This is a genomic window from Streptomyces sp. NPDC005576, assembly GCF_042871745.1.
In the GTDB taxonomy this organism is placed as follows: domain Bacteria; phylum Actinomycetota; class Actinomycetes; order Streptomycetales; family Streptomycetaceae; genus Streptomyces.
In genome coordinates this window covers 231,882-252,179 of record NZ_JBIAJC010000014.1, presented here as the reverse complement: position 1 = coordinate 252,179, position 20,298 = coordinate 231,882, and the positions used below count along the sequence as shown (strand labels likewise).

The window sequence follows — 20,298 nt, the reverse complement described above, 5'->3', positions numbered from 1 at the left end:
CTTCGACGTCGACGCCGCCGCCCAGCGCTCCATGGCCTTCGAAGCCCTCGACCAGCTCGCCCTGGACCACCTCCTCGGCGTCCGCTGACCCCCAGGGTTCCAGCGACACCCCCGCATCGCGGCTCGCGATGCGCCGACCGGCAGGGGCCGGGCCGTCCGGCGGGACGGCCCGGCCCCTGCCGGTCCGTGTGCGGTGCTACCGGCCCGTACCCCCCGTCTCACCGCCCCCGGCCGGCGTACGCCACCGGGTCGGCCAGTACGTCCTGCATCACCAGGGCCGCCGCGCCGCGCGCGGCGTCCCCGGCCACCGAGGACGCCCGGAGCCTGCCGCTGCCCCGCGACCAGAGGCCGGAGACCACCCGGCCCGTCAGTTCCTCGTCGGCGGGGCCCGCCAGCCATGGCATCAGACCGCGGTAGATCCCGCCGAGCACCACCGCGTCCGGGTCGATCAGGTTCACCGCGCCCGACAGGACGCGTCCCAGCATCCGGCCCGCCTCGCCGACCGCCGCTTCGGCGCGCGCGTCGCCGGAGCGCACCCTGCGCTCCAGCTCGACCACCGCCGCACCGCCGCCGGCCCCCTCTATGCCCGCGGCCCGCAGCAGCGCCGCCTGACCGGCGTACTGCTCCAGGCAGCCGCGCGAGCCGCACCTGCACTCGGGGCCCGCCGGGTCCACCACCACGTGGCCGATCTCCCCGGCGAAGCCGTGCGCGCCGCGCAGCAGCTCACCCCCGATCACCAAAGCGCCACCGACACCGATCTCGCCCGTCAGATAGAGGAAGCTGCGCACGTCACCGAGACCGCCGAACCACAGCTCGGCCAGCGCCGCCAGATTCGCCTCGTTCTCCGAGCTGACGGGCAGCGGGCCGAGACCCGGGCTCAGTACGGCGAGCGCCTCGGCGAAGAGACGCTCCGCCGGGACGCGGTTCCAGCCGAGGTTGGGGGCCTGGCGCACCGCGCCGCCGGAGACGAGGCCCGGCAGGGCGAGCGCCGCGCCCACCGGGTCGAGTTCCTGCTCGCGGGCCGAGTCCAGGGTCCGCGCGGCGATCCGGGCGGCGCGGACCAGAACCTCCTCGGGCGGCTCTCCCCGGTTGTCCAGGTGCTCCGTCTGCCGTACCCGCCCGGTGCCCGCGAGGTCGACGACGCACACCGAGACGTAGTCGATGTTGACCTCCACGCCGATGCCCGCGGGCCCGGTACGGGCGACCTTGAGCGCGGTGCCGGGGCGCCCCGCCTGACCGCTGAAGGTCTTGCCGGACTCGGTGAGGAAACCGGTCTCCAGCAACTGCTCGACCAGCGAGGAGACCGCCGCGCGCGTGAGCCCCACACGGGCCGCCACACCGGCCCTGGTCGCCTCGCCGGTCTCGTCCTCGTCGCGGACGGCACGGAGCACGAGGCTCAGGTTGTGCCGACGGACGGTGTCCTTGTCGGCCTTGGGGCCCAGCTGCGTGAGGTGGTTCTTCATATCGCCCCGAGCCTATGCGATGGCGGGTGCGACCGGGTGGGGAGCCGGGAGCGCGCATCCCGCTCCGTCCGCCCGGCTCCCCGCTCCTGTGTTCCCGCGACGTCAGGGCCTCGCGCCGCGCGCGTGGAGCATGTCCGCCATGAGGGCGATCTCCGACCGCTGACCGCGGACCATGCCCGTGGCCAGGTTCCTGATCGCGTCGGTCGTGGCCGAGTCGGCCGCCGCCTGTGCCATCTCGGCCCCCGCGGTGTGGTGAGCGGTCATGAGCCGCAGATAGAGGATCTCTGCCTCCTGGCCCTTCGCCGCACGCAGCGCGTCCAGTTGCGCGTCGGTGGCCATCCCGGGCATGAGCGCCCCGTCGTGCGGCGTGACCGTGTGGCCCATCCACCGCATCGGCGGGACGGCCGAACTCTTGGGCAGCCCCCACATCTCCAGCCAGCCGAGCATCATGCCGCGCTGGTTGGCCTGCGTGTTGATGATGTCGTACGCGAGCCGGCGCACGTCCTCGTCGTCCGTGCGGTCCCGGACGATGAACGACATCTCGACGGCCTGCTGGTGGTGTACGGACATGTCCCGGGCGAAACCGGCGTCCACCGAGCCGTCCGCGGGCGCCGACCGCCCGGCCGGGGAGGCGGAGCCGGAGGAGGATGCGGAAGACGGCCGGACGACCATCAGCGCCACCAGCCCCAGGGCGAGCAGCAGCACGGCGACACCGGCCACCGCCAGCCGCCGTGTTCCGACCGTGCGGCCGGCGCTCGTCACTTCGCGATCCCGCCGGTGCAGGCGGCACCCGGCTCCGGCGTCTGCGCGCCCTGGACGTACTTGGTGAAGAACTGCGCGACCCGCGGGTCGGTGGCGCTCGTGACGGTGACCTGTTTGCCCCAGGCGCTCAGGATCAGCGGGTCCGCCTGGTCCTCCAACGGGCTCATCAGTGAGTACGGGGTGGCCTTGACCCGCTCGGTGAGCGCCTTCACGTCCGCCGCCGCGGCCTTGCTGTTGTACGTGACCCAGACCGCGCCGTGCTCCATGGAGTGGACGGCGTTCTCCTTCGGTATCGCCTCGGTGTACACGTCGGCATTGCAGTTCATCCAGACCGGATTGTGGTCGCCGCCGACCGGCGGGTTCATCGGGTAGTCGACGGGCTTCTGGACGTGGTTCTGGGTGAGCTTGTCCCAGCTGCGCTCACCCGCGATGGCGCTGGTCTTGGCCTTCGCCTCGGCCTTGTCCTTGTCGTCCGACTTCGTCACGAGGTAGCCGCCGCCGACGACCAGGGCGGCGACCACCACGACGGAGGCCGAGATGGTGAGGATCCTGACGCGGCGCTCACGGCCACGCTCCTTGCGCCGCGCCTCCTCCAGCTTGGCGCGTCGCGCGGAGGAGGCGGAGGAGGGGGAGTTCTGGTTCTGGGTGGAAGTCATGGGAGAGTCCTCGGAATTCGGCATTGACGGAAGGCACGCAGGGGCTAGGGAGGCCGGGCGGGCCGGGGAACGCCTCGCAGGAGCTTCTTGTCGGGCTCGTGGCGGCGGGAGGCCCTGGTCGCGGCCCGGGGGGTTGCCGTCGCCGGGGGCTCACGTCCGCTGGATCTGCAGGCGATGGCGGTCGACGGCCTGCGTGGCGTGGTCCGAGGGCCCCCGGATGGGAGTGATGCCCGGGCTCGGCGAGGGGCCGATGCCGTCGGGGTGCGGCAGCGCGAGGGGCGACGCGAGGGCGGGCGGCAGGGCTGCCGCCGCGCACCCCGGGGAGCCGTGGCAGGAACTGCCGAGCCCGTGGCCGCCCGGGGCGTAGGCGCGTACCTCCGGGAGCCCGGAGGTCCCGGCCGGGTGTGCCAGGGTGAGGGTGGCCGAAGTCGTCGCCGTGGCGCGGGCGGTGGCGACACCGTCGGCGGCCGTACGTTCCGTCGGGGCGCCCGGTGCCGGCATCGCACCGGCCTCCGCCGCGGCGCTCGCGCCGACGGAACAGCAGAGCAGGATCAGCACCGCCGACAGCACGGCCCGCGGCGACACCGCCCAGGCCCGACCGGCCCGCGACAGCACGGCCCGTGGGAACACCGCCCAGGCCCGACCGGCCCGCGACAACGCGGCGTTCGCCCCGCGGGCCCGCCGCGGTACGGCACCTGCCCGACCGGCCGGTGACGGAGACGGTGGACGCGCACCGGCGGATTCGGCATCCGCTCGTGCGTCCTCCGGTGCCCTCAGCCTGGTCATCGCCACCACAGTATAGGTATGTGAAATTTCAAGAATGTGCCCGCAGTCCTGTCGCGGGATAGTGTGCCTCGGTGACCACGACTTCGAACATACCTGCGGGTTGGTTCCCTGATCCGCACGGCGCCACGGAGCTGCTCCGTTACTGGGACGGCTCCCGGTGGACCGAGCACACCCACCCCGCCGCAGGCGCCCAGCCCACGGCCCCGGCCGGCGCCCCGCAGGCCGCCGCCGTGCAGGCCCCGGCCCTGCAAGCGGCCGTGCCCCAGCAGCAGAAGGCACCCGTCCAGGCCGCTCAGCCGGGCCAGATCAGCGCCGGAACGCTCTTCAACCAGCAGGTCCTGGTGGTGAACCAGAAGGCCAAGCTGATCGAGGTGACGAACGAGTACCGCGTCTTCGACCAGCAGGGCGCGACCCTCGGCTCGGTCGTGCAGGTGGGACAGAGCGCGTTCCGCAAGGTGCTGCGCTTCGTGTCCAGCTGGGACCAGTTCCTGACGCACCGCCTGGAGATCCGGGACGCTTACGGTCAGCCGCAGCTGCTGCTGACCCGTCCCGCCAAGTTCATCAAGTCGCGGGTGATCGTCCAGCGCCCCGACGGGCAGACGGTCGGCGAGATCGTCCAGCAGAACGCGTTCGGCAAGATCAACTTCGCGATCATGGCGGACGGTCAGAAGGTCGGCGCGATCAAGGCCGAGAACTGGCGCGCCTGGAACTTCGCGATCGTCGACCAGAACGACGCCGAGGTCGCCCGGATCACCAAGACCTGGGAAGGGCTCGCCAAGACGCTCTTCACCACGGCGGACAACTACGTCCTCCAGATCCACTACCAACTGCCCGAGCCGATGCTGAGCCTCGTCGTCGCGACGGCGCTCACCGTGGACACCGCCCTCAAGCAGGACTCGCGCGGACTCGGCTGAGTCACACCGACGCCGACGCCGGGGCTCCGTACGCATGAGGCGTCCGGAGCACCGGCGTTTTTTTCCGGGACGGGACGGGCACGGCGTTCTCCGGCGGATGCGGGGTTTTCGGCGGGCGGGCGCGGGCCCTCGGCGGTCCCGGCCGGGGCGTCTCAGGCCTGTTCCTCCTCCGCCAACTCCGCGAGCACCCCTGCGGCGACCCGGAACGCGGCGTTCGCCGCGGGCACCCCGCAGTACACCCCGGTCTGGAGCAGCGCGGCGCCGATCTCCTCGGGCGTGAGCCCGTTGCGCACCGCCGCCCGGACGTGCAGGGCCAGTTCGTCCAGGTGGCCGTGGGCCACGAGTGCGGTGAGCGTGATCAGGCTGCGTTCCCGGCGGGGGAGTGTCGGGTCGGTCCAGATCTCGCCCCAGGCGTACCGGGTGATGAAGTCCTGGAACCGTGCGGTGAACGGCGTGGTGGCCCTCCGCGCCCGGTCCACGTGCGCATCGCCGAGCACTTCCCGGCGCACCGCGAGCCCGCGCGACGCGAGCCCGTCCTCCTCCTCGGCGGCGAAGTGCGCCCGCAGGGCCCGTACGAGCGGCTCCGGGCGTTCGGCGGGCGCCAGGTGCGAGGCGCCCGGCAGCTCCAGCAGGGTCGCGCCGGGAACGGCGTCCGCGATCTCCCGGGCGTGCGCCGGTGGCGTCGCGGGGTCCTCGCGGCCCGCGACGACGAGGGTGGAAGCGCCGATCGAGGGGAGCAGCGGACGCAGGTCGTACGAGGCGAGAGCGTCGCAGCACGCCGCGTACGCCCCCGGATCGGCGGCACGCAGATCGTCCAGCAGCGCCGGAACGGTGAACCCCGGGGTGAACCATCGTGCCTCCGCCCCCTTTGCCACCGGCCCGGTGCCCGACTCGCGTACCCGCGCGGCCCTCTCCCGCCAGGGCTCCGGTGCGCCGAAGCGCGCGGACGAGCAGACCACCGCCAGGCGGTCGATCCGCCCGGGGTGGTGGACCGCCAGCCAGAGCCCGACCGCGCCGCCGAGGGAGACCCCCGCGTACGAGAAGCGGGGCAGCGCCAGCGCGTCGGCGAGGGAGAGGACCAAGTGGCCGAGATCGGCTACCGTCGCCCCGGGGCCGATCAGGCATGCCGGGGAACCGCCGTGTCCCGGCAGGTCCCAGCGGACCACCCGGTGCACCGTCGAGAGGCCGGGTACGACGGCGTCCCAGAGGGCCGTGGACGTGCCGAGCGACGGCCCGAGCAGCAAGGGCGGCGCGTCGGGCGCCCCGTCCTCGCGGAAGTACGGTACGGGGTGCGTGTGCGGGGTCATCGGCGCTCCAGGGCGCGGTCGGTGAGCGGGCCGGCGGAGCCGGTGTACCGGGTGGGATCGGTGAGGGCCAGGAGGTCGAGTCCGGCGAACGCGGCTTCCCCGTCGAGGACTTCGGCGAGTGGGAGCACCCGCTCGCGTGCGGTGGTGGTCGCCCGTGCCATCAGCTCGGTGGCCCTGGTGCGGCCGATCCGGTCCGCGGCCACCGCCGCCAGCCGCTCCGAGACGATCAACCCGTGCGTCAGGTCGAGGTGTTCGCGCATGACGTCCGCGAAGACCCGCAAGCCGGAAACGAGTTCAACGGCGTCCCGGGCCGATCCGCCCACCAACCGGAGCAGGTCGCGCAGCGGCTCCCACTCCGCGTGCCAGGCACCGGCGGGACGCTCGTCCTCGGCGGCGAGCGAGCCGTAGAGCGTCGCCGCGAGGTGCGGTGCGCGGCGGGCGGCCGACGCGATCAACGTGGCGCGGACCGGGTTCGCCTTGTGCGGCATCGCGGAAGACCCGCCGCCCGACCCCTCGGCCACCTCGCCGATCTCGGTACGGGCCAGGGTCAGCACGTCCACGGCGAGTTTGCCGAGTGCGCCCGCGGTGAACGCCAGTGCCCCGGCGAGATCGCCGATCGGGGCGCGGAGGGTGTGCCACGGCAACGGGGGCTCGACCAGGCCCAGTTCGGACGCGTACGCCGAGACGACGGCCAACGCGGACGCCGGGTCCCGCGCCTCGGGGACCTGCGGCCCGAGTGCGGCCAAGGTGCCTGCCGCACCGCCGAGTTGCACCGGAAGGGACACGGTCACGGCGGCGAGCCGGTCCCGGGCGTCGAGCAGCAGCGCGCGCCAGCCGGCGGCCTTGAGGCCGAACGTCGTCGGTACGGCGTGCTGGGTGAGCGTCCGCCCCGGCATGGGGGTCTCCCGGTGCTCGGCGGCGAGCACGCCCAGCCGGGCGGTGGTGCGCCCGAGGTCGTCCACGACGAGGGCCAGGGTGCGCGAGGCCACCAGCATCGCCGCCGTGTCCATGATGTCCTGGCTGGTCGCGCCCCGGTGGACGTGACCGCGCAGCTCCGGGGCCACCCCCGCGCGCAGGTCGGCCACCAGCGGGATCACCGGGTTGCCGCCGGAACGGGCTCGCAGGGCGAGATCCCGCGGGTCGAAGAGCGCGGGGTCGGCGGCCCGGGTCACCGCGGGCCCCGCCTCGGCGGGAGCGAGCCCGCAGCAGACCTGGGCCCGTGTGAGGGCGGCCTCTGCGTCGAGCAGTGCCCGCAGGAAGGCCGCGTCGCCGGTCGCGGCCTCGGCGGGGGAACCGGCCCGCCCGGGAGCGAGCAGGCCGGTGTCGAGTGGGCCGGTGTCGAGTGGGCCGGTGTCGTGCGGGGCGGTGTGGAGCGGGCCGGTTGAGTGCGGGCCGGTGTCGTGCTCGTGCATCAGAACTCCAGGAGGGCCGTGCGGTGCTGGTGCATCAGGAGAACTCCAGGAAGACCGTCTCGTCCTCGCCCTGCAGGCGGATGTCGAAACGGTACGTGCGGTGCCCCGCGGGTTTCGCGATCAGCGTGGCGCGGCGCCCCTCGTCCAGCGACTCCAGCAGCGGATCGCCCTGGGGTGCGGCCCCTTGCTCGTCCGGGAGATAGACCCGGGTGTGGAGGTGGTGCACGAGGCCGCGCGCGAAGACGACGACGCTGAGATAGGGGACGCCGCCCGGCGGCAGTGTCCGGAGCGACCACTGGCCGTCCGCGTCCGTGCAGACCCGGCCGAAACCGGTGAAGTCCACGCCGTTGCGCCCGGCGTTGCGGCCCGTGACGGGATCGCGGCGCATGGAACCGGGCAGCCCGGTGCGCGATCCGTCCGGAGCCGGCTGCCAGGTCTCGACGACCGCGTCCGGCACGGGAGCCCCGGCTCCGTCGAGCACCAGGCCGCGCACCGTGATGGTGTCGGGGTGCCCGGCCGGGGCGATGTCACCGCCGTCCGGCAGCGGCAGCGCGAACCCGTAGAACGGGCCGATGGTCTGGGAGGGTGTCGGTGCGAGGCTCATCGGTCGCGGCCTTCCTCGATCCAGGTGGCGGACGGGCCGTCCAGGACGATGTCCCAGCGGTAGCCCAGGGACCACTCGGGTACGGACAGATCATGGTCGTAGGCGGAGACGAGCCGCGCGCGTGCGGCGGTGTCCGTGACGGACCGCAGGACCGGGTCGTGGGCGAAGAGCGGATCGCCCGGGAAGTACATCTGGGTGACCAGTCGCTGCGCGAACGCCGTGCCGAAGAGGGAGAAGTGGATGTGGGCGGGGCGCCACGCGTTGATGTGGTTGCGCCACGGGTAGGCCCCCGGCTTGATCGTGGAGAAGGTGTAGGCGCCCTCGTCGTCGGTCAGACAGCGCCCGAAACCGGTGAAGTTCGGGTCGAGCGGCGCCGGATGGTGGTCGAGCTGATGGGCGTACCGCCCGGAGGCGTTGGCCTGCCAGACCTCGATCAGCTGGCCGCGTACCGGACGCCCGTCCCGGCCCAGCAGCCGCCCGCTGACGGTGATCCGTTCGCCCAGCGGTTCCCCGTGGTGCTGCTGGGTGAGGTCGCTGTCCAGTGCCGTGACGTCGCTGACGCCGAAGGCCGGCCCGGACAGTTCGACCGCCTCCGGGTCGCGGACGGGTATCGGGGACCGGTGGGGATGGCGCAGATGACTGCTCCGGTACGGCGGATAGTCGCGCGGCGGGTGGTGCCCGACGCGTTCCGCGGCCTCGGCCAGATCCATCGCCCGGTCGATCACGGACTGGTCCAGGCCGTCGGGCAGGGGTGTGGAAACCATGGTGACTCCGGGGTCGGACCGTCCGTGCCGCACGTGGGTGCTGCTCGGACGTGCTGGTCGGGCGGTGGTCTGAGGTGGGGTGCATTTGATCAGTGCACGGAGTAATTCCTGACGACTCCGGAGCTAACCAGGAGAGTTGAAGGGGGTCAATACCCTCAGTACACTGCTTTTTGGCAGGCTCGCACTACTGCCATCGGTTGCCGCCGACACGGTTGCCACCACCAGGGTCGCCGGGGCATCCGCAGACGGGCGACGGACGAGCAGGGGAGGCGGCCGTGGCCGCGGTCGATCTGAGCACCCATCCGGGCCACCTGGCCCGGCGCTTCCAGCAGGCGCACCACCTGCTCTGGACCACGATGGTCTCCGAGGAGATCACTTCGCCGCAGTTCGCCCTCCTCAACACGCTGATGTCCCAGCCCGGACTCGACCAGCGCACGGCCGGGGAGCGGATAGGCCTGGACCGCTCGACCATCGCCGACCTCGTCACCCGGCTGCTGGGCCGGGGGCTGCTGGACAAGGTCCGCGATCCGCAGGACGGCAGGCGGTCCGTGCTGCGTCTCACCGAGGCGGGTACGCGCACGCACCGCAAGGTGGCGCTGCGGGCGGCCCGGATGAACCAGGTCTTCCTCGGTCCGCTCTCCCCCGACGAGCAGGGCGTCTTCCTCGACCTGCTGCGCAGGGTGTCGGACGCGGCCGAGACCCTGCGCACCCCGGCGGACCCGCCCGTGGTCTGACGTACCCGGCGGACCGGCCCGGGTCCGACCGACGGAACGGCGCCCGGCACCGCGAGCGGGTGACCGGGCGGCGGTCGACAATGGCGGGGCGACCGGATGCGCCGGTCGTTCCGGTGCGGGACGGGGCCGCCCCGCCCAGGTGCCGCCGGCAGCGCCAGCGAAGGAGGGCCCCGCATGCGGAACCGCCCGCCCCGTCCGCCACGCACCCTCCGGGGCGCACCGGCGACCGTGCCCCGGTCCGGTGCGCGGGGTGCGGGATGCGGGGAAGTGCCGGGGTGATCGCCGGGGCGGAGCGGGCCGCGATCCTGCGCAGATCCGTCCGGGTCACCGTGGCCGCGAGCCTCGGCTTCTACCCCGCGCTGTACGCCGCCGGCCTGCCGGTCACCGCCCTGTACGCGCTCTTCGCGCCCATCGCCGTGGGCCTGCTCTCCACCGTTCCCGGCTCGGGCCGCCAGCAGGCAGCCGTCACGTTGCGGGTCATCCCGCCGGCCCTGGCGGCCGCGACCCTGGGGACGCTGCTCGCGGTGAACACCTGGGCGGCCACCGGCGGGATGCTCGTCATCGGCTTCGTCCTGGCGTTCGCGGCTGTGGGCGGACCGCGTGCGGCCGGCGTGGGACCCGGCCTCCAGCTCTTCTACATCCTGGCCTGCTTCCCTCCCTACGCGCCCCACACGCTCCTGGAGCGGCTGGCCGGGCTGAGCATCGGCCTGCTCCTCCTCGCGGCCTGCGAGATCCTGCTGCCCGACCCGGCGGCCCCGACCTACCGGGAACGGCTGGCCGCCGCGCTCGGGGTCGCGGGACACGAGGCCCTCGCCGGTGACACGCCGCCCGAGCGGCTGCGCGAGGCCGGAGCGACGATGCGGCTGTCCCGCGTGCCGCCGGCGGAGCGCCCCGCCGGAGCGGGCCGCACCGACCGGGCGCTGGAGCAGGCGGGCCGCGCCGTACGCCGCCTCCTCGGCCAACTGGCCGCCCTCGCCGAGGCGCGTCCGAGTGAGCGCGATCCGGCGTCCGCGGTGCTGCTCGGCCATGTCGGAGAGCTGTGCGAGGAGTGCGCGCGAGCCCTGCGCACGGGGACCCGTCCACCGGCGCCCGAACCCCTGGAGCACGCGATGCGGAGCTTCCAGGCGGAGCGCGTCCGCCTGGAAGCCGGGCCACCGGACGCCACCCCCTCACGGCCGGCCGTGAGGCAGGCTCCGGGCTCCCCGCACTCCCCGACCGCCCTGCTCCGCGGGCAGTCCCCGGTGCTGGCGGCGGCCGAGGCCGCCCGTGTCGCGGGGATCGCCCTGGGCATCGCGCACAGCGGCGTACCGGTTCGCGGCCCCGCCCCACGGGCGATGTTCTGGTACGCGGAGCGGGCCACACCGGACCTGTGGGCCCGGCGCGTCCTCGGCAACACGACCCTCCGCTCCGTGCTCTTCCAGAACGCCGTGCGGACCTCGCTGGGCCTCGCGGCCGCCCGGCTGGTGGCCGGATCCCTCGACCTGACCCACGGGTTCTGGGTGCTGCTCGCCGTGCTGACCCTCGGACGTTCCACCGTGGGCGCCACGTGGCGGGCGGTCCGCCGAGCGGTCGCCGGCAACGCCGCCGGGGCCGTGGTGGCGGGCGCGCTGCTGATCGGGATCGGCCCGGTCACCCAGACGTACGCCGCGCTGCTCGCCCCTCTGATGCTGCTGGGGTTCTTCGGCGGGCCGATGCTGGGGATCGCCTGTCAGCAGGGGTTCTTCACGCTGGTCGTCGCCACCGCGTTCGCCCAGATCTCGCCCGTCACCTGGCGCCTCTCGGAGGCGCGGATGATCGACGTCGTCACCGGAAGCGCGATCGGTCTGCTCTGCGGGCTGCTGGCGTGGCCGGCCGGGGCCCGGCGCGAGGTGCGGCGGACCATGGCCGGGCTGCTGCGCTCCTGCGGCGCGCTCGTCCCCGGCACCGCCGAGGCACTGCTGACCTCCCCGCCGGGAGAGCGGACCGTACCCGGAACCCTGCCGAGCCTGCACCGGATGCGTCTCGCCGAAGCGGCGTACGCCCAGTACGGCACCGAGGCGTCCGCCACGAGGGGGGACGCCGTCGCGAAGGAGGCCGAGCCCGACTGGCACGCGCTGCTCGTCACGGCCGACGACATGGTGTGGGGCGCGCACCGCCTGCCCCTGTTCGGGCTGCGTCCGGCGGCCCCGGCGCCGCCGGACACGTGGACCCGGCAGAGTGCTGCCGCCGTGGAGAGGGCTGCCGGACGCATCGCCGCCCGGCTCGACCAACGGGCCGCCCCGGCCGGTCCGAGGTGTGGTGAGCCCCCGGTGGGGAGGCCGGCGGTCCCGCCCTCCGTCGATCTGGAGGTGTGGATCACGAGCCTCGGCCGTCAGCTCGCGCGGATCGAGGCAGCACTGGAGCCGCCGGAACATGAGACGCCGGGGGAGCGGACGCCGGAGCCCGGCCCGCCCGGAAGACGCCCACCGGAGCCCGGCCCCCCGTAGCCGCGGCCGTGGCCGTCCGGCGCCTGTGGGAGGACTGCGGGAGCGAGAATACCTTTTACAGGTGTAATACCTGTTAAAGTAAATGGGTGAGTGAGACAACGACCCTTCCCCGGCGCCCCTCGGTCCGCAGCCTTCCCCTGAAGGCGGCCCTCCGCCTCAACCACCCCTCGGACACCTGGTTCAAGCCGGCGCTGAGCGTGGTCGTCGCCTCCCTCGTGCCGAACCTGCTGCTCTTCGCCGTGGACCGGCTGGACCTCGTGATGTACACGATGGCCGGGTCACTCTGCGCCCTGTACGGGCACGCCCTCCCCTACGCCCGTCGCGCCGGGACCGTCGCACGCGTGGTCGTCGGCATGATCGCCGGGCTGGCCGTGTCGCTGGTGGTGGGTTCGCTCACCGACTCCACCGCGATCCTCATCGCCGTGGGCGCCCTGCTCGCCGCCGTGCAGAAGGCGCTCTGCGACGCGTCCCGCATCGGGCCGCCCGGGCACGTGATCTTCACCTTCGTCACCTCCGCGGCCCTCTTTGCACCCCAGCACCTCGGCCAGGTGCCCGGTCACCTCGCGCTCACCCTCGCCGCCGGCGCCTTCTCCTGGTGCGTCACCGTCGGCCCTGCCCTGCTGCGCCGCGAAGGACCCGAACGCCGCGCCACCGCGCGGGCCCTGGACGCGGCCGCCGCCTGTGTCGCCGACCCCGGCCCCCGCACCCGCGCCGCCGCCGCCGCGGCGGTGCACGGAGCCTGGCAGACACTGCTCGCCTCCGGCCGGGCCACCCCCGCCCGCCGGGCGCTGGAACGCCTCGTCGTGCACGCCGAGGCCGCGCTCGCCGAAAGCTCCCCCTCCGGCCACCGCGCCGCCGCCGACCCGGCGCACCTGCGCGAGTGGGCCGCGCTGACCCGGGCGCGCGGACCCGTCCCGGAGCCGCCGGCCGCACCCGGGACCACCGCGGAGCTCTACGGCATCGACGCCGAACGCGCCGGCCGCCGGGCCCGTACGACGAGGGGCGAGCTGCTGCGCCGCCTCGGCCCCGGCTCCCACGTGCTGCCCGTCGTCGTCCGTACCCTCATCGGCTGCGCCCTCGCCGGGTACGCCTGCGAGGCGCTCGGGGTCGGCCGCCCCTACTGGGCCATCGTCACCGCCGCCTCCCTCTACCAGGCCAACGTCACCCTCTCCTGGAACCGGGCCCTCCAGCGCACGCTCGGCAACCTGCTGGGAGTCCTCGTCTTCGCCGCGGTCCTCCCGCTCAGCCGGGTGAGCCCGCTGCTGCTGATCGCCTGCTGCCTCTGCTTCAACTTCGCCGCCGAGGCCCTCATCACCCGCAACTACTGGCTCGGATCGATCGCGGTCACTCCGATGGCGCTCCTGGTCATCGAGTTCGGCGGCACCCACCCCGCCGGAGAACTGATCGGCGACCGGGTCATCGACACCGTGGTCGGCGCCGTCGTGGGCTTCCTCGCCGCCGTACTGGTCACCAACCGCCGGGCCACCGGCCGGGTCGAACGGGCCCTGGAGGCCGCCGAGCGGGCCCGCGCCCATGCCGTACGCGTCCTCGCCGACAGTGCCGCGGGGCCCGCCGAGCTCGACGCGTCCCGCCGCGGCCTCACCGCCTCCCTGGTCGAACTGCGCGAGGCCGGCGACACCGCCGCGGGGGAGTGGTGGCAGCGCGCCCTGCCGGAGGAGGATCTCGTCGCGGCGGAGCGGGCCGGACACCGTACGCTCGCCGCGACGGCACAACGGCAAGGGCTCATCTCCCTCGCCCCGGAGAACGGAGCGGTGTGAGCGACGACATCGTGGCCTCGGTGGTACGGCAGTGGCAGGCGGTGAGCCCCGGTCTCGATACCGGGCCCATGGAGCTGATCGGCCGGATCAACCGCTGCGCGGCACTCCTCCAGCAGGCCGAGGACGCGCCGCTGCGCGCCGCCGGGCTGAACCGCGCGGAGTTCGATCTGCTCGGCGCGGTACGCCGTACCGGCCGGGAACTCACCCCCGGCGAACTCGCCCGGGAGACGTTCTCCTCCGGGGCCGCCGTGACCAAGCGGCTGCGCGCCCTCCAGCTACGCGGTCTCATCGAGCGCCGGGGCGACGACCGGGACCGCAGGGTCGCCCGCGTCCGCCTCACCGAGGAGGGACGCGGCCTCGTCGACCGGCTGCTGCCCCAGCAACTCGCCTACGAACGCACGGTGCTGGCCGGGCTGGACGAGCCGGCCCGCGACCGCCTCAGCGCCCAGCTCAGCGAACTGCTGGTGCAGTTGGAGGGGCGCCTGGGCGGCACCGGGCGCTGAGGCGCGCGGCGCGCGACCCGCCGCCCCGCCCGCCTGCCCTCCGTCGGCCGTCAGCCGTCAGCCGGCCGCTCCAGCGTCGCCGCCGACTGCCGCAGCCGCAGGGCGTGTTCGTCCAGCTCGGCCTCGTCCCCCCGGTCTGCGGGCACCGAAGCCACCAGGGCGAGCCGGTCGCGCGGGCCCGACCCGGAGAGCGGCACCGCGACGGCGTTCATGCCCCGCGCCGATTCGCCCGCGCTCACCGCGTGACCCCGGTCGCGGACACCCTCCAGCTCCGCCAGCAGCGCGGTGCGGGAAGCGAGGGTGCGCGCGGTGACCGGTTCCAGTTTCTCGTCCGGATAGAGGGCGCAGACCTGCCCGGACGTCATCGGGGCGAGCAGCATCTTGCCGCCGGCCGTCGCGTGCGCCGGGTGGGTCAGGCCCGCCCCCGGCCGCACCCGCACGGGGTGCGGGGACTCCCGCCCGTCCGTCACGATGATCCGGTCCCCGATCAGCGCGACCGCCTGGACCGTCTCCCCGGTACGCCGGACGGCGACGTCCAGAACCCGGGCCACCCGCTCCCGGACGGCGGCACCGAACCCCGCCGGGCGGCCCAGCCTCATCAGTTCCGGCCCCGCCGAGTATCCCCGCCCCGACGCGTCGCGCCCGGCGAACCCCCGGCCCTCCAGGGTGGTGAGCACCCGGTGCGCGGTGGAACGCCCCACCTCCAACAGCTCGGCGGCCTCGCTGACGGTGAGCGTGTCGTGGGTCAGGAAGAGCCGCATCAGCCGCAGCCCGGTGTCCAGCGACTCGATGGTGTAGTCCGGCGCCGATGCCATGGGGTGCTCGCTCTCGTCCGGTACTCGCCGCGGCCGTGCGGAGGGACGGACGGTCCTCACCGGCCGTCAATCCGGGCGATTTCGCCCGCCACTCTTCCGCGAGGCGTGAATACGCCCTTTTCGATTCACTTCGAGTGTGTGTGCGTACGTACTGCTCTGCGGGACGGACGAGTGAGGCCGTCCCGGCGGCGAGCTTAGAGCCTCTCGTCCCGTACGTGCCGCCACCTGCGCCGGGTTGCCCCATGAAAGAGTTCTGTCGCCCGGGGTGATTACGGTCGGTTCTCACGATGCTCCGTACGCCTTCGTACCGCTGTGCGGTACGACAGCTCGGAATCCGGCCCGTTCGGCGTCAATCGTCACTATCCGCGCACGTCCGGAAGCGTTGAGTGCGAAAACTGGCGAGTGTATTACCCCCGGAAGATGCGCGCAGGGCGTTGGGTGAATGTGCCGACCCCCTGTTCCGATCTGGCTAAGCTCACGCGCAGTGAAGCCGAGTTGGCACCAATTCGCGCACATGTTCATGAGTGTCAGCACCTGTGGGCATACATCCCGGAATCAACCGCCAGAGGGTTTTTAGATGGTCCGTGTTGAATCACCACCGACCGACCGACGGATCCCCGTCGTCCGCGTACTCCTCCTGCCCGTCGTGCTGGTCGCCGGCGCCTGCGCGCTGGGCATCACGCTGGTCACGGACGCCGCGCGGATACCACTCGCCGTGAGCGGCGCGCTCGCCGCCGTCGTGGTCGGTGCGCTCGCCGTCGCACTGAACCGCCGACAGCGCGAGACACGCGTCCTGCGCGCACAGTACGAACAGCGCATCGCCCAGCTGGAACTGCGCATCGCCGCACACGACCAGGAGACCGTGCGGCTCACCAAGGAACTGATGCCCGCCGCCATCAGGATGCTGCGGGCGAGCAACTCGCCGGAAGAGGTCATGCGGGAGGTGGTGGACGGGGACGAGTCCTACCGCAACCTCCCGAAGGCGCTGCGGCGGCTGGTCCACACCGTCCTGCAGATCATCGACGACGAGGAGGCCCGGCGTGACTCCGCGCAGCGCGCCTTCGTCAGCGTGGCCCGGCGGGTGCAGGCCATCGTCCACCGCCAGGCGAGCGAACTGCGGGAGATGGAGGACCACTACGGGCGCAACCCCGAGGTCTTCGACGACCTGCTCCGCATCGACCACGGAACCGCTCTGATCGGCCGCCTCGCCGACTCCATCGCCGTGCTCGGCGGTGCCCGGCCCAGCCGCCAGTGGCCCAAGCCCGTGCCGCTGTTCAGCGTGCTGCGGGGTGCGATGTCCCGCATCCTGGAGTACCAGCGCGTCGATCTGCACTCGATCGCCAAGGTCGCCATCGTCGGCACCTCGGTCGAGCCGCTCATCCACGCCTGCGCCGAACTCCTCGACAACGCCACGCGCTACTCGCCGCCGCAGACCCGCGTGCACGTCACCGCGGTCGAGGTGCAGACGGGCATCGCGATCGAGATCGAGGACGGTGGAGTCAGCCTCAGCGAGGAGGCCCGCTCGCGGGCCGAGAATATGCTCGCCCAGGCCCAGGCCGGCATCAACATGAACGACCTCGGCGAGTCCCCGCGCCTCGGCATGGCGGTCGTCGGCCGGCTGTCGCGCATGTACCAACTCCAGGTATCGCTGCGCCAGTCCGCGTACGGCGGCGTCCGGGCCGTACTCATCGTGCCCCGGGACATGATCACCACCGGGCCCGCACCCGGCATCGCCCACGGCATCGGTGCCACCTCGCGGCCCACCAGCTCGCTGGACATGTCGCAGCTCCAGCACGTCGTCCCCCCCGCCGGAAAGCGCAAGGCGCGGGTCGCGGCCACCGGCCCGGTGCCCTCGGCAGTCGTCACGCCGGCCGCGTCCGCGCGCCCGGCCGCGCCCGCCGCCGCCATGGAGGACGAGGCCCCCGTGGTGACCGAGTGGACCGAGAACGGCCTGCCCCAGCGCCGCAGCAGGGGCCGCGCCCCGCTCGGCTCGCACAACCTCCCGCAGCAGACCCAGGCGCCTGCGACCGAGGGCGTTCCGGGATCCCTCAACGGCGCCGCCCCGCACGCCGACGGCCGCGCCGGCGGCGTGGAGAAGCCCCCCGGCCTCTGGCTGGAGGCATTCACCAAGGCCGTCAACGGCGTGCCGCACGACCCGAAGAACGGCGAAGACTCTGACGACGCGTGGGACAAGGGAGACCTCAAGTGATCCAGCAGCGGGGAAACATGGACTGGATGCTCAAGGAGCTGGCCGACGACGTTCCGAGCATCCACCAGATCGTGGTGCTCTCCTCGGACGGACTGCGGATCGCCATGCACGGCGGCGACCCGGACGTCGGCGACCGGCTGGCCGCCGCCTGCGCGGGACTACAGAGTCTGGCCGCCGCCGTGGCCTCCGAAATCCCCTACAGCGACGGGCTGATGAAGCTGGTCGTCATCGAGGTGACCGGCGGGTTCTTCTACCTGATGGCGGCCGGTACGGGTGCCTACCTCGCGGTGCTCGCCGGTGAGACGGTCGACGCCGGGCTCGTCGGCGCGCGCATGCGCGACATGGTCGTCCGGATCGGGGCCCATCTGACCAGCCCGCCGCGCCACGACGGGCAGGCCGGATGAACGCTCCCCGACGGGAACGCCGCAATGCCGACCCGGCGCTCAATGATCCCGAGCGCCTGTACGTCATCACCGGCGATCTTGACGGCAGCGAGCGGGCAGCGCTCGACCTGGTCACCATGGTCGTTGCCCATGCGGAACCCTCACCGACGTTCCAGCCCGAGCAGGCCGCGATCCTGCGGCTCTGTCAGGCACCTCTGTCGGTCGCCGAGATCTCCGCGTATCTCGGCCTCCCGTTCAGCGTCGTCACCTCCCTCCTGACGGAATTACTCGCGACCGAACTGATCGAATCGCGGGCACCCATCGTCCGCGCCACCCTCCCCGACAGGTCCCTTCTCGAAGCGGTGATGCATGGACTTCAGAAGCTCTGACACGATCACCGGCCCCCGTACCGAGGACGTCCTGCCCACCACGGCCACCGCCGCGGTGAAGGTCGTGATCGTCGGTGGGTTCGGGGTCGGCAAGACGACCATGGTCGGCTCGGTCAGTGAGATCCGGCCCCTCACGACCGAAGAGACCATGACGCAGGCCGGCGTCGGCGTCGACGACAACGCCGGGGTGGAGAGCAAGACCTCCACCACCGTCGCCATGGACTTCGGCCGGATCAGCCTCAGCGAGGAGCTGATCCTCTACCTGTTCGGCACGCCGGGCCAGGAACGATTCTGGTTCCTCTGGAACGGCCTCTTCGAGGGCGCACTCGGCGCCGTCGTGCTGATCGACACCCGCCGCCTCGAAACCAGCTTCGACGTCATCGGACGCCTGGAGGAGCGCGGGGTGCCGTTCGTCGTCGCCGTCAACACCTTCCCCGACGCCCCGCACCATCCGGTCGAGTCGTTGCGGCGGGCGCTCGACCTGCCCGACGAAGTCCCCATGATCGACTGCGACGCGCGGCTCCGGACGTCCAGCCGGGACGTGCTGATGACGCTCATGCGCTACCTGCACAGCCTGGCCGTACCTCTCGTATGACGTTCGGGCGGCCGGCCGGACCGTCCGGCCGGCCGCCCGGGACGGAAGCCGCGCGGCGCCGGGGAATCCGGCGGATCGGCCCGGATCGCGGGTCCGGTGCCGCGCGTCGCCCGACGCGAGGCACCGGACGAGGTACTGGACCGGGCACGTGAGCCCGGCCGCGGTCCGCCGGACAGCCGCAGTCCCACCTCCGCCCGCACGTCCCTCCCGCGCGACCCCTGTGAAGCCTCATCCCTGGAGCCACTGTGACAACCCCCTTCTCCCACGACCCCGGAGCGCCGACGGGAGCCGCCCCGCCGCCCGGATGCCCCGCCCACGGCGCCGGCGCCGGCGGGCTGCGCCGTTACTACGGACCGGAGGTGGAGAACGATGTCGTCGGGCTGAACGAGAAGCTGCGCGCCGAACACGGCAGCGTCGCCCCGGTGCTGCTCCACGGTGACGTACCCGCCTGGCTCGTCCTCGGCCACAGCGAGAGCCTCCACGTCACCAGGACCCCCTCGCAGTTCTCCCGCGACTCCCGGCGCTGGCGCGCCCTGCAGGACGGCAGCGTCGGTCCGGAGCACCCCCTCGCGCCGATCTTCACCTATCAGCCCATCTGCGTCTTCGCGGACGGCGCGACCCACGAACGCCAGCGCGGCGCGATCACGGACAGCATGGGCCGGATCGACACCCGCGGCGTGCGGCGCCACATCAACCGGTTCAGCAACCGGCTCGTCAACGACTTCTGTCTCAAGGGCACCGCGGACATCGTCAGCCAGTTCGCCGAACACCTGCCGATGATGGTCATGTGCGCGATCTTCGGGATGCCCGAGGAGTACGACGACCGGCTGGTGCAGGCCGCCCGCGACATGACGCGCGGCACCGAGACCGCCGTCACCAGCAACGCGTACGTCGTCGGCGTGCTCACCCGCCTCGTGGAGCGCCGCCGCGGCGCACCGGAGTCCGACTTCGCCAGCTGGCTCGTCGAGCACCCCGCCACGATGAGCGACATCGAGGTCATCGAACACCTGCGGCTGACCCTCATCGCGGCGTACGAGTCCACCGCGAATCTGATCGCCAACGTGATCCGGATGGTGCTGACCGACCCCCGCTTCCGGGCGCGGCTCAGCGGCGGCCACATGACCGTCCCCGAGGCGGTGGAGCAGACCCTCTGGGACGAGCCCCCCTTCTCCGCGGTCTTCGGCCGCTGGGCGGTCGGCGACACCGAGCTAGGCGGGAAGCAGATCAAGGCCGGCGACGCCATGCTCATCAGCATCGCGGGAGCCAACAGCGACCCCGCCGTCCGGCCGGACCTCAGCGCCGGGATGGAGGGCAACCGCGCCCATCTCGCCTTCAGCGGTGGCCCCCACGAATGCCCCGGCCAGGACATCGGCCGCGCCATCGCGGATGTCGGGGTCGACGCGCTGCTGATGCGGCTGCCCGACCTCGAACTCGCTGTGGACGAGAGCGAACTGCGCTGGATCGGCAACATCATGTCGCGCCATCTGACCGAACTCCCGGTCCGGTTCGCGCCCAGCCCGCAACAGGAGATCGACGACGAACCCATGACGGCGATGGCCGCCCGTTCCGGCCCCCGCAACGACTGGGAGATCTCGTCCCCGGCGCCGCAAGCCGCCGGCCGGGCCGCCGGAGGCCAGGAGACCGCCGCGCCCCCGGCCGACGGCGAGCCGGCCCCGGTGATCCCGGAGCAGCGCACGCAGAGTGCCACGGGCCGCCTGTGGCACGCAGTCTCCACCTGGTGGAAGGGCTACTGACCGAC

19 protein-coding genes are annotated in these 20,298 nt (G+C 73.1%); 10 read left to right on the top strand and 9 right to left on the bottom strand.

Going from position 1 to position 20,298, the window contains the following annotated elements:
* Window positions 1-218: 218 nt before the first annotated feature.
* The 4 genes from ACFYPN_RS25405 to ACFYPN_RS25390 form a co-directional block, all read right to left on the bottom strand.
* Window positions 219-1,463, bottom strand: a complete 1,245-nt coding sequence (locus tag ACFYPN_RS25405) for an ROK family protein (protein ID WP_358763905.1) — start codon at window positions 1,461-1,463, stop codon at window positions 219-221.
* 102 nt (window positions 1,464-1,565) lie between these two features.
* On the bottom strand, window positions 1,566-2,225 hold the full coding sequence (locus ACFYPN_RS25400) for a DUF305 domain-containing protein (RefSeq protein ID WP_389301247.1): 660 nt from the start codon (window positions 2,223-2,225) through the stop codon (window positions 1,566-1,568).
* Entirely contained in the window at window positions 2,222-2,881 is a 660-nt protein-coding gene (locus ACFYPN_RS25395; RefSeq protein ID WP_358763909.1) for a DUF3105 domain-containing protein, read from the bottom strand. Before ACFYPN_RS25395 ends, ACFYPN_RS25400 begins: the two co-directional genes overlap by 4 nt.
* A 150-nt stretch (window positions 2,882-3,031) precedes the next feature.
* Window positions 3,032-3,496: a hypothetical protein gene (locus ACFYPN_RS25390; protein ID WP_358763910.1), complete on the bottom strand. Its 465-nt coding sequence runs from the start codon at window positions 3,494-3,496 to the stop codon at window positions 3,032-3,034.
* A gap of 242 nt (window positions 3,497-3,738) precedes the next feature.
* On the opposite strand from ACFYPN_RS25390, the gene ACFYPN_RS25385 reads away from it, so the two are divergent.
* On the top strand, window positions 3,739-4,581 hold the full coding sequence (locus ACFYPN_RS25385) for a phospholipid scramblase-related protein (RefSeq protein WP_358763912.1): 843 nt from the start codon (window positions 3,739-3,741) through the stop codon (window positions 4,579-4,581).
* A gap of 152 nt (window positions 4,582-4,733) precedes the next feature.
* Here the strand turns inward: ACFYPN_RS25385 and ACFYPN_RS25380 are convergent, their stop codons facing one another.
* The 4 genes from ACFYPN_RS25380 to pcaH are packed head-to-tail and all read right to left on the bottom strand — an operon-like array spanning window position 4,734 to window position 8,614.
* Window positions 4,734-5,888: an alpha/beta fold hydrolase gene (locus ACFYPN_RS25380; RefSeq protein WP_358763914.1), complete on the bottom strand. Its 1,155-nt coding sequence runs from the start codon at window positions 5,886-5,888 to the stop codon at window positions 4,734-4,736.
* Window positions 5,885-7,300, bottom strand: coding sequence for a 3-carboxy-cis,cis-muconate cycloisomerase (pcaB, locus tag ACFYPN_RS25375; RefSeq protein ID WP_389301244.1), 1,416 nt, complete (start codon window positions 7,298-7,300; stop codon window positions 5,885-5,887). The genes ACFYPN_RS25380 and pcaB overlap by 4 nt, the downstream gene beginning before the upstream one ends.
* A gap of 34 nt (window positions 7,301-7,334) precedes the next feature.
* Window positions 7,335-7,904 (bottom strand): protocatechuate 3,4-dioxygenase subunit alpha, encoded by a 570-nt coding sequence (gene pcaG, locus ACFYPN_RS25370; protein ID WP_389301241.1) that lies wholly within the window; start codon window positions 7,902-7,904, stop codon window positions 7,335-7,337.
* A complete protein-coding gene (gene pcaH, locus ACFYPN_RS25365; protein ID WP_389301257.1) occupies window positions 7,901-8,614 on the bottom strand; it encodes a protocatechuate 3,4-dioxygenase subunit beta in 714 nt (237 codons plus the stop codon). The genes pcaG and pcaH overlap by 4 nt, the downstream gene beginning before the upstream one ends.
* A 329-nt stretch (window positions 8,615-8,943) precedes the next feature.
* Between pcaH and ACFYPN_RS25360 the strand changes: the two genes are divergently transcribed.
* The 4 genes from ACFYPN_RS25360 (at window position 8,944) to ACFYPN_RS25345 (ending at window position 14,148) form a co-directional block, all read left to right on the top strand.
* Complete coding sequence (locus ACFYPN_RS25360; RefSeq protein ID WP_358763920.1) at window positions 8,944-9,402, top strand: MarR family transcriptional regulator; 459 nt, start codon at window positions 8,944-8,946, stop codon at window positions 9,400-9,402.
* 257 nt (window positions 9,403-9,659) lie between these two features.
* Window positions 9,660-11,867 (top strand): FUSC family protein, encoded by a 2,208-nt coding sequence (locus tag ACFYPN_RS25355; protein ID WP_389301238.1) that lies wholly within the window; start codon window positions 9,660-9,662, stop codon window positions 11,865-11,867.
* An 86-nt stretch (window positions 11,868-11,953) separates the two neighbouring features.
* The gene (locus ACFYPN_RS25350; protein WP_389301236.1) at window positions 11,954-13,645 is read left to right on the top strand and encodes an FUSC family protein; all 1,692 of its coding nucleotides are present in this window, start codon (window positions 11,954-11,956) and stop codon (window positions 13,643-13,645) included.
* Complete coding sequence (locus ACFYPN_RS25345; RefSeq protein ID WP_358763925.1) at window positions 13,642-14,148, top strand: MarR family transcriptional regulator; 507 nt, start codon at window positions 13,642-13,644, stop codon at window positions 14,146-14,148. Before ACFYPN_RS25350 ends, ACFYPN_RS25345 begins: the two co-directional genes overlap by 4 nt.
* A gap of 50 nt (window positions 14,149-14,198) precedes the next feature.
* On the opposite strand, the gene ACFYPN_RS25340 is transcribed toward ACFYPN_RS25345, so the two are convergent.
* Entirely contained in the window at window positions 14,199-14,963 is a 765-nt protein-coding gene (locus ACFYPN_RS25340; protein WP_389301233.1) for an IclR family transcriptional regulator, read from the bottom strand.
* Window positions 14,964-15,540: 577 nt separating this feature from the next.
* Between ACFYPN_RS25340 and ACFYPN_RS25335 the strand changes: the two genes are divergently transcribed.
* From ACFYPN_RS25335 to ACFYPN_RS25315, 5 genes are all read left to right on the top strand, one after another.
* Window positions 15,541-17,172: a sensor histidine kinase gene (locus ACFYPN_RS25335; RefSeq protein ID WP_389301230.1), complete on the top strand. Its 1,632-nt coding sequence runs from the start codon at window positions 15,541-15,543 to the stop codon at window positions 17,170-17,172.
* Complete coding sequence (locus ACFYPN_RS25330; protein WP_275491019.1) at window positions 17,169-17,576, top strand: roadblock/LC7 domain-containing protein; 408 nt, start codon at window positions 17,169-17,171, stop codon at window positions 17,574-17,576. The genes ACFYPN_RS25335 and ACFYPN_RS25330 overlap by 4 nt, the downstream gene beginning before the upstream one ends.
* Entirely contained in the window at window positions 17,573-17,944 is a 372-nt protein-coding gene (locus ACFYPN_RS25325; protein WP_358763931.1) for a DUF742 domain-containing protein, read from the top strand. The genes ACFYPN_RS25330 and ACFYPN_RS25325 overlap by 4 nt, the downstream gene beginning before the upstream one ends.
* Complete coding sequence (locus ACFYPN_RS25320; RefSeq protein ID WP_358763933.1) at window positions 17,925-18,539, top strand: ATP/GTP-binding protein; 615 nt, start codon at window positions 17,925-17,927, stop codon at window positions 18,537-18,539. Before ACFYPN_RS25325 ends, ACFYPN_RS25320 begins: the two co-directional genes overlap by 20 nt.
* Window positions 18,540-18,784: 245 nt before the next feature.
* Complete coding sequence (locus ACFYPN_RS25315; RefSeq protein WP_358763935.1) at window positions 18,785-20,293, top strand: cytochrome P450; 1,509 nt, start codon at window positions 18,785-18,787, stop codon at window positions 20,291-20,293.
* The last annotated feature ends 5 nt before the right edge of the window (window positions 20,294-20,298 follow it).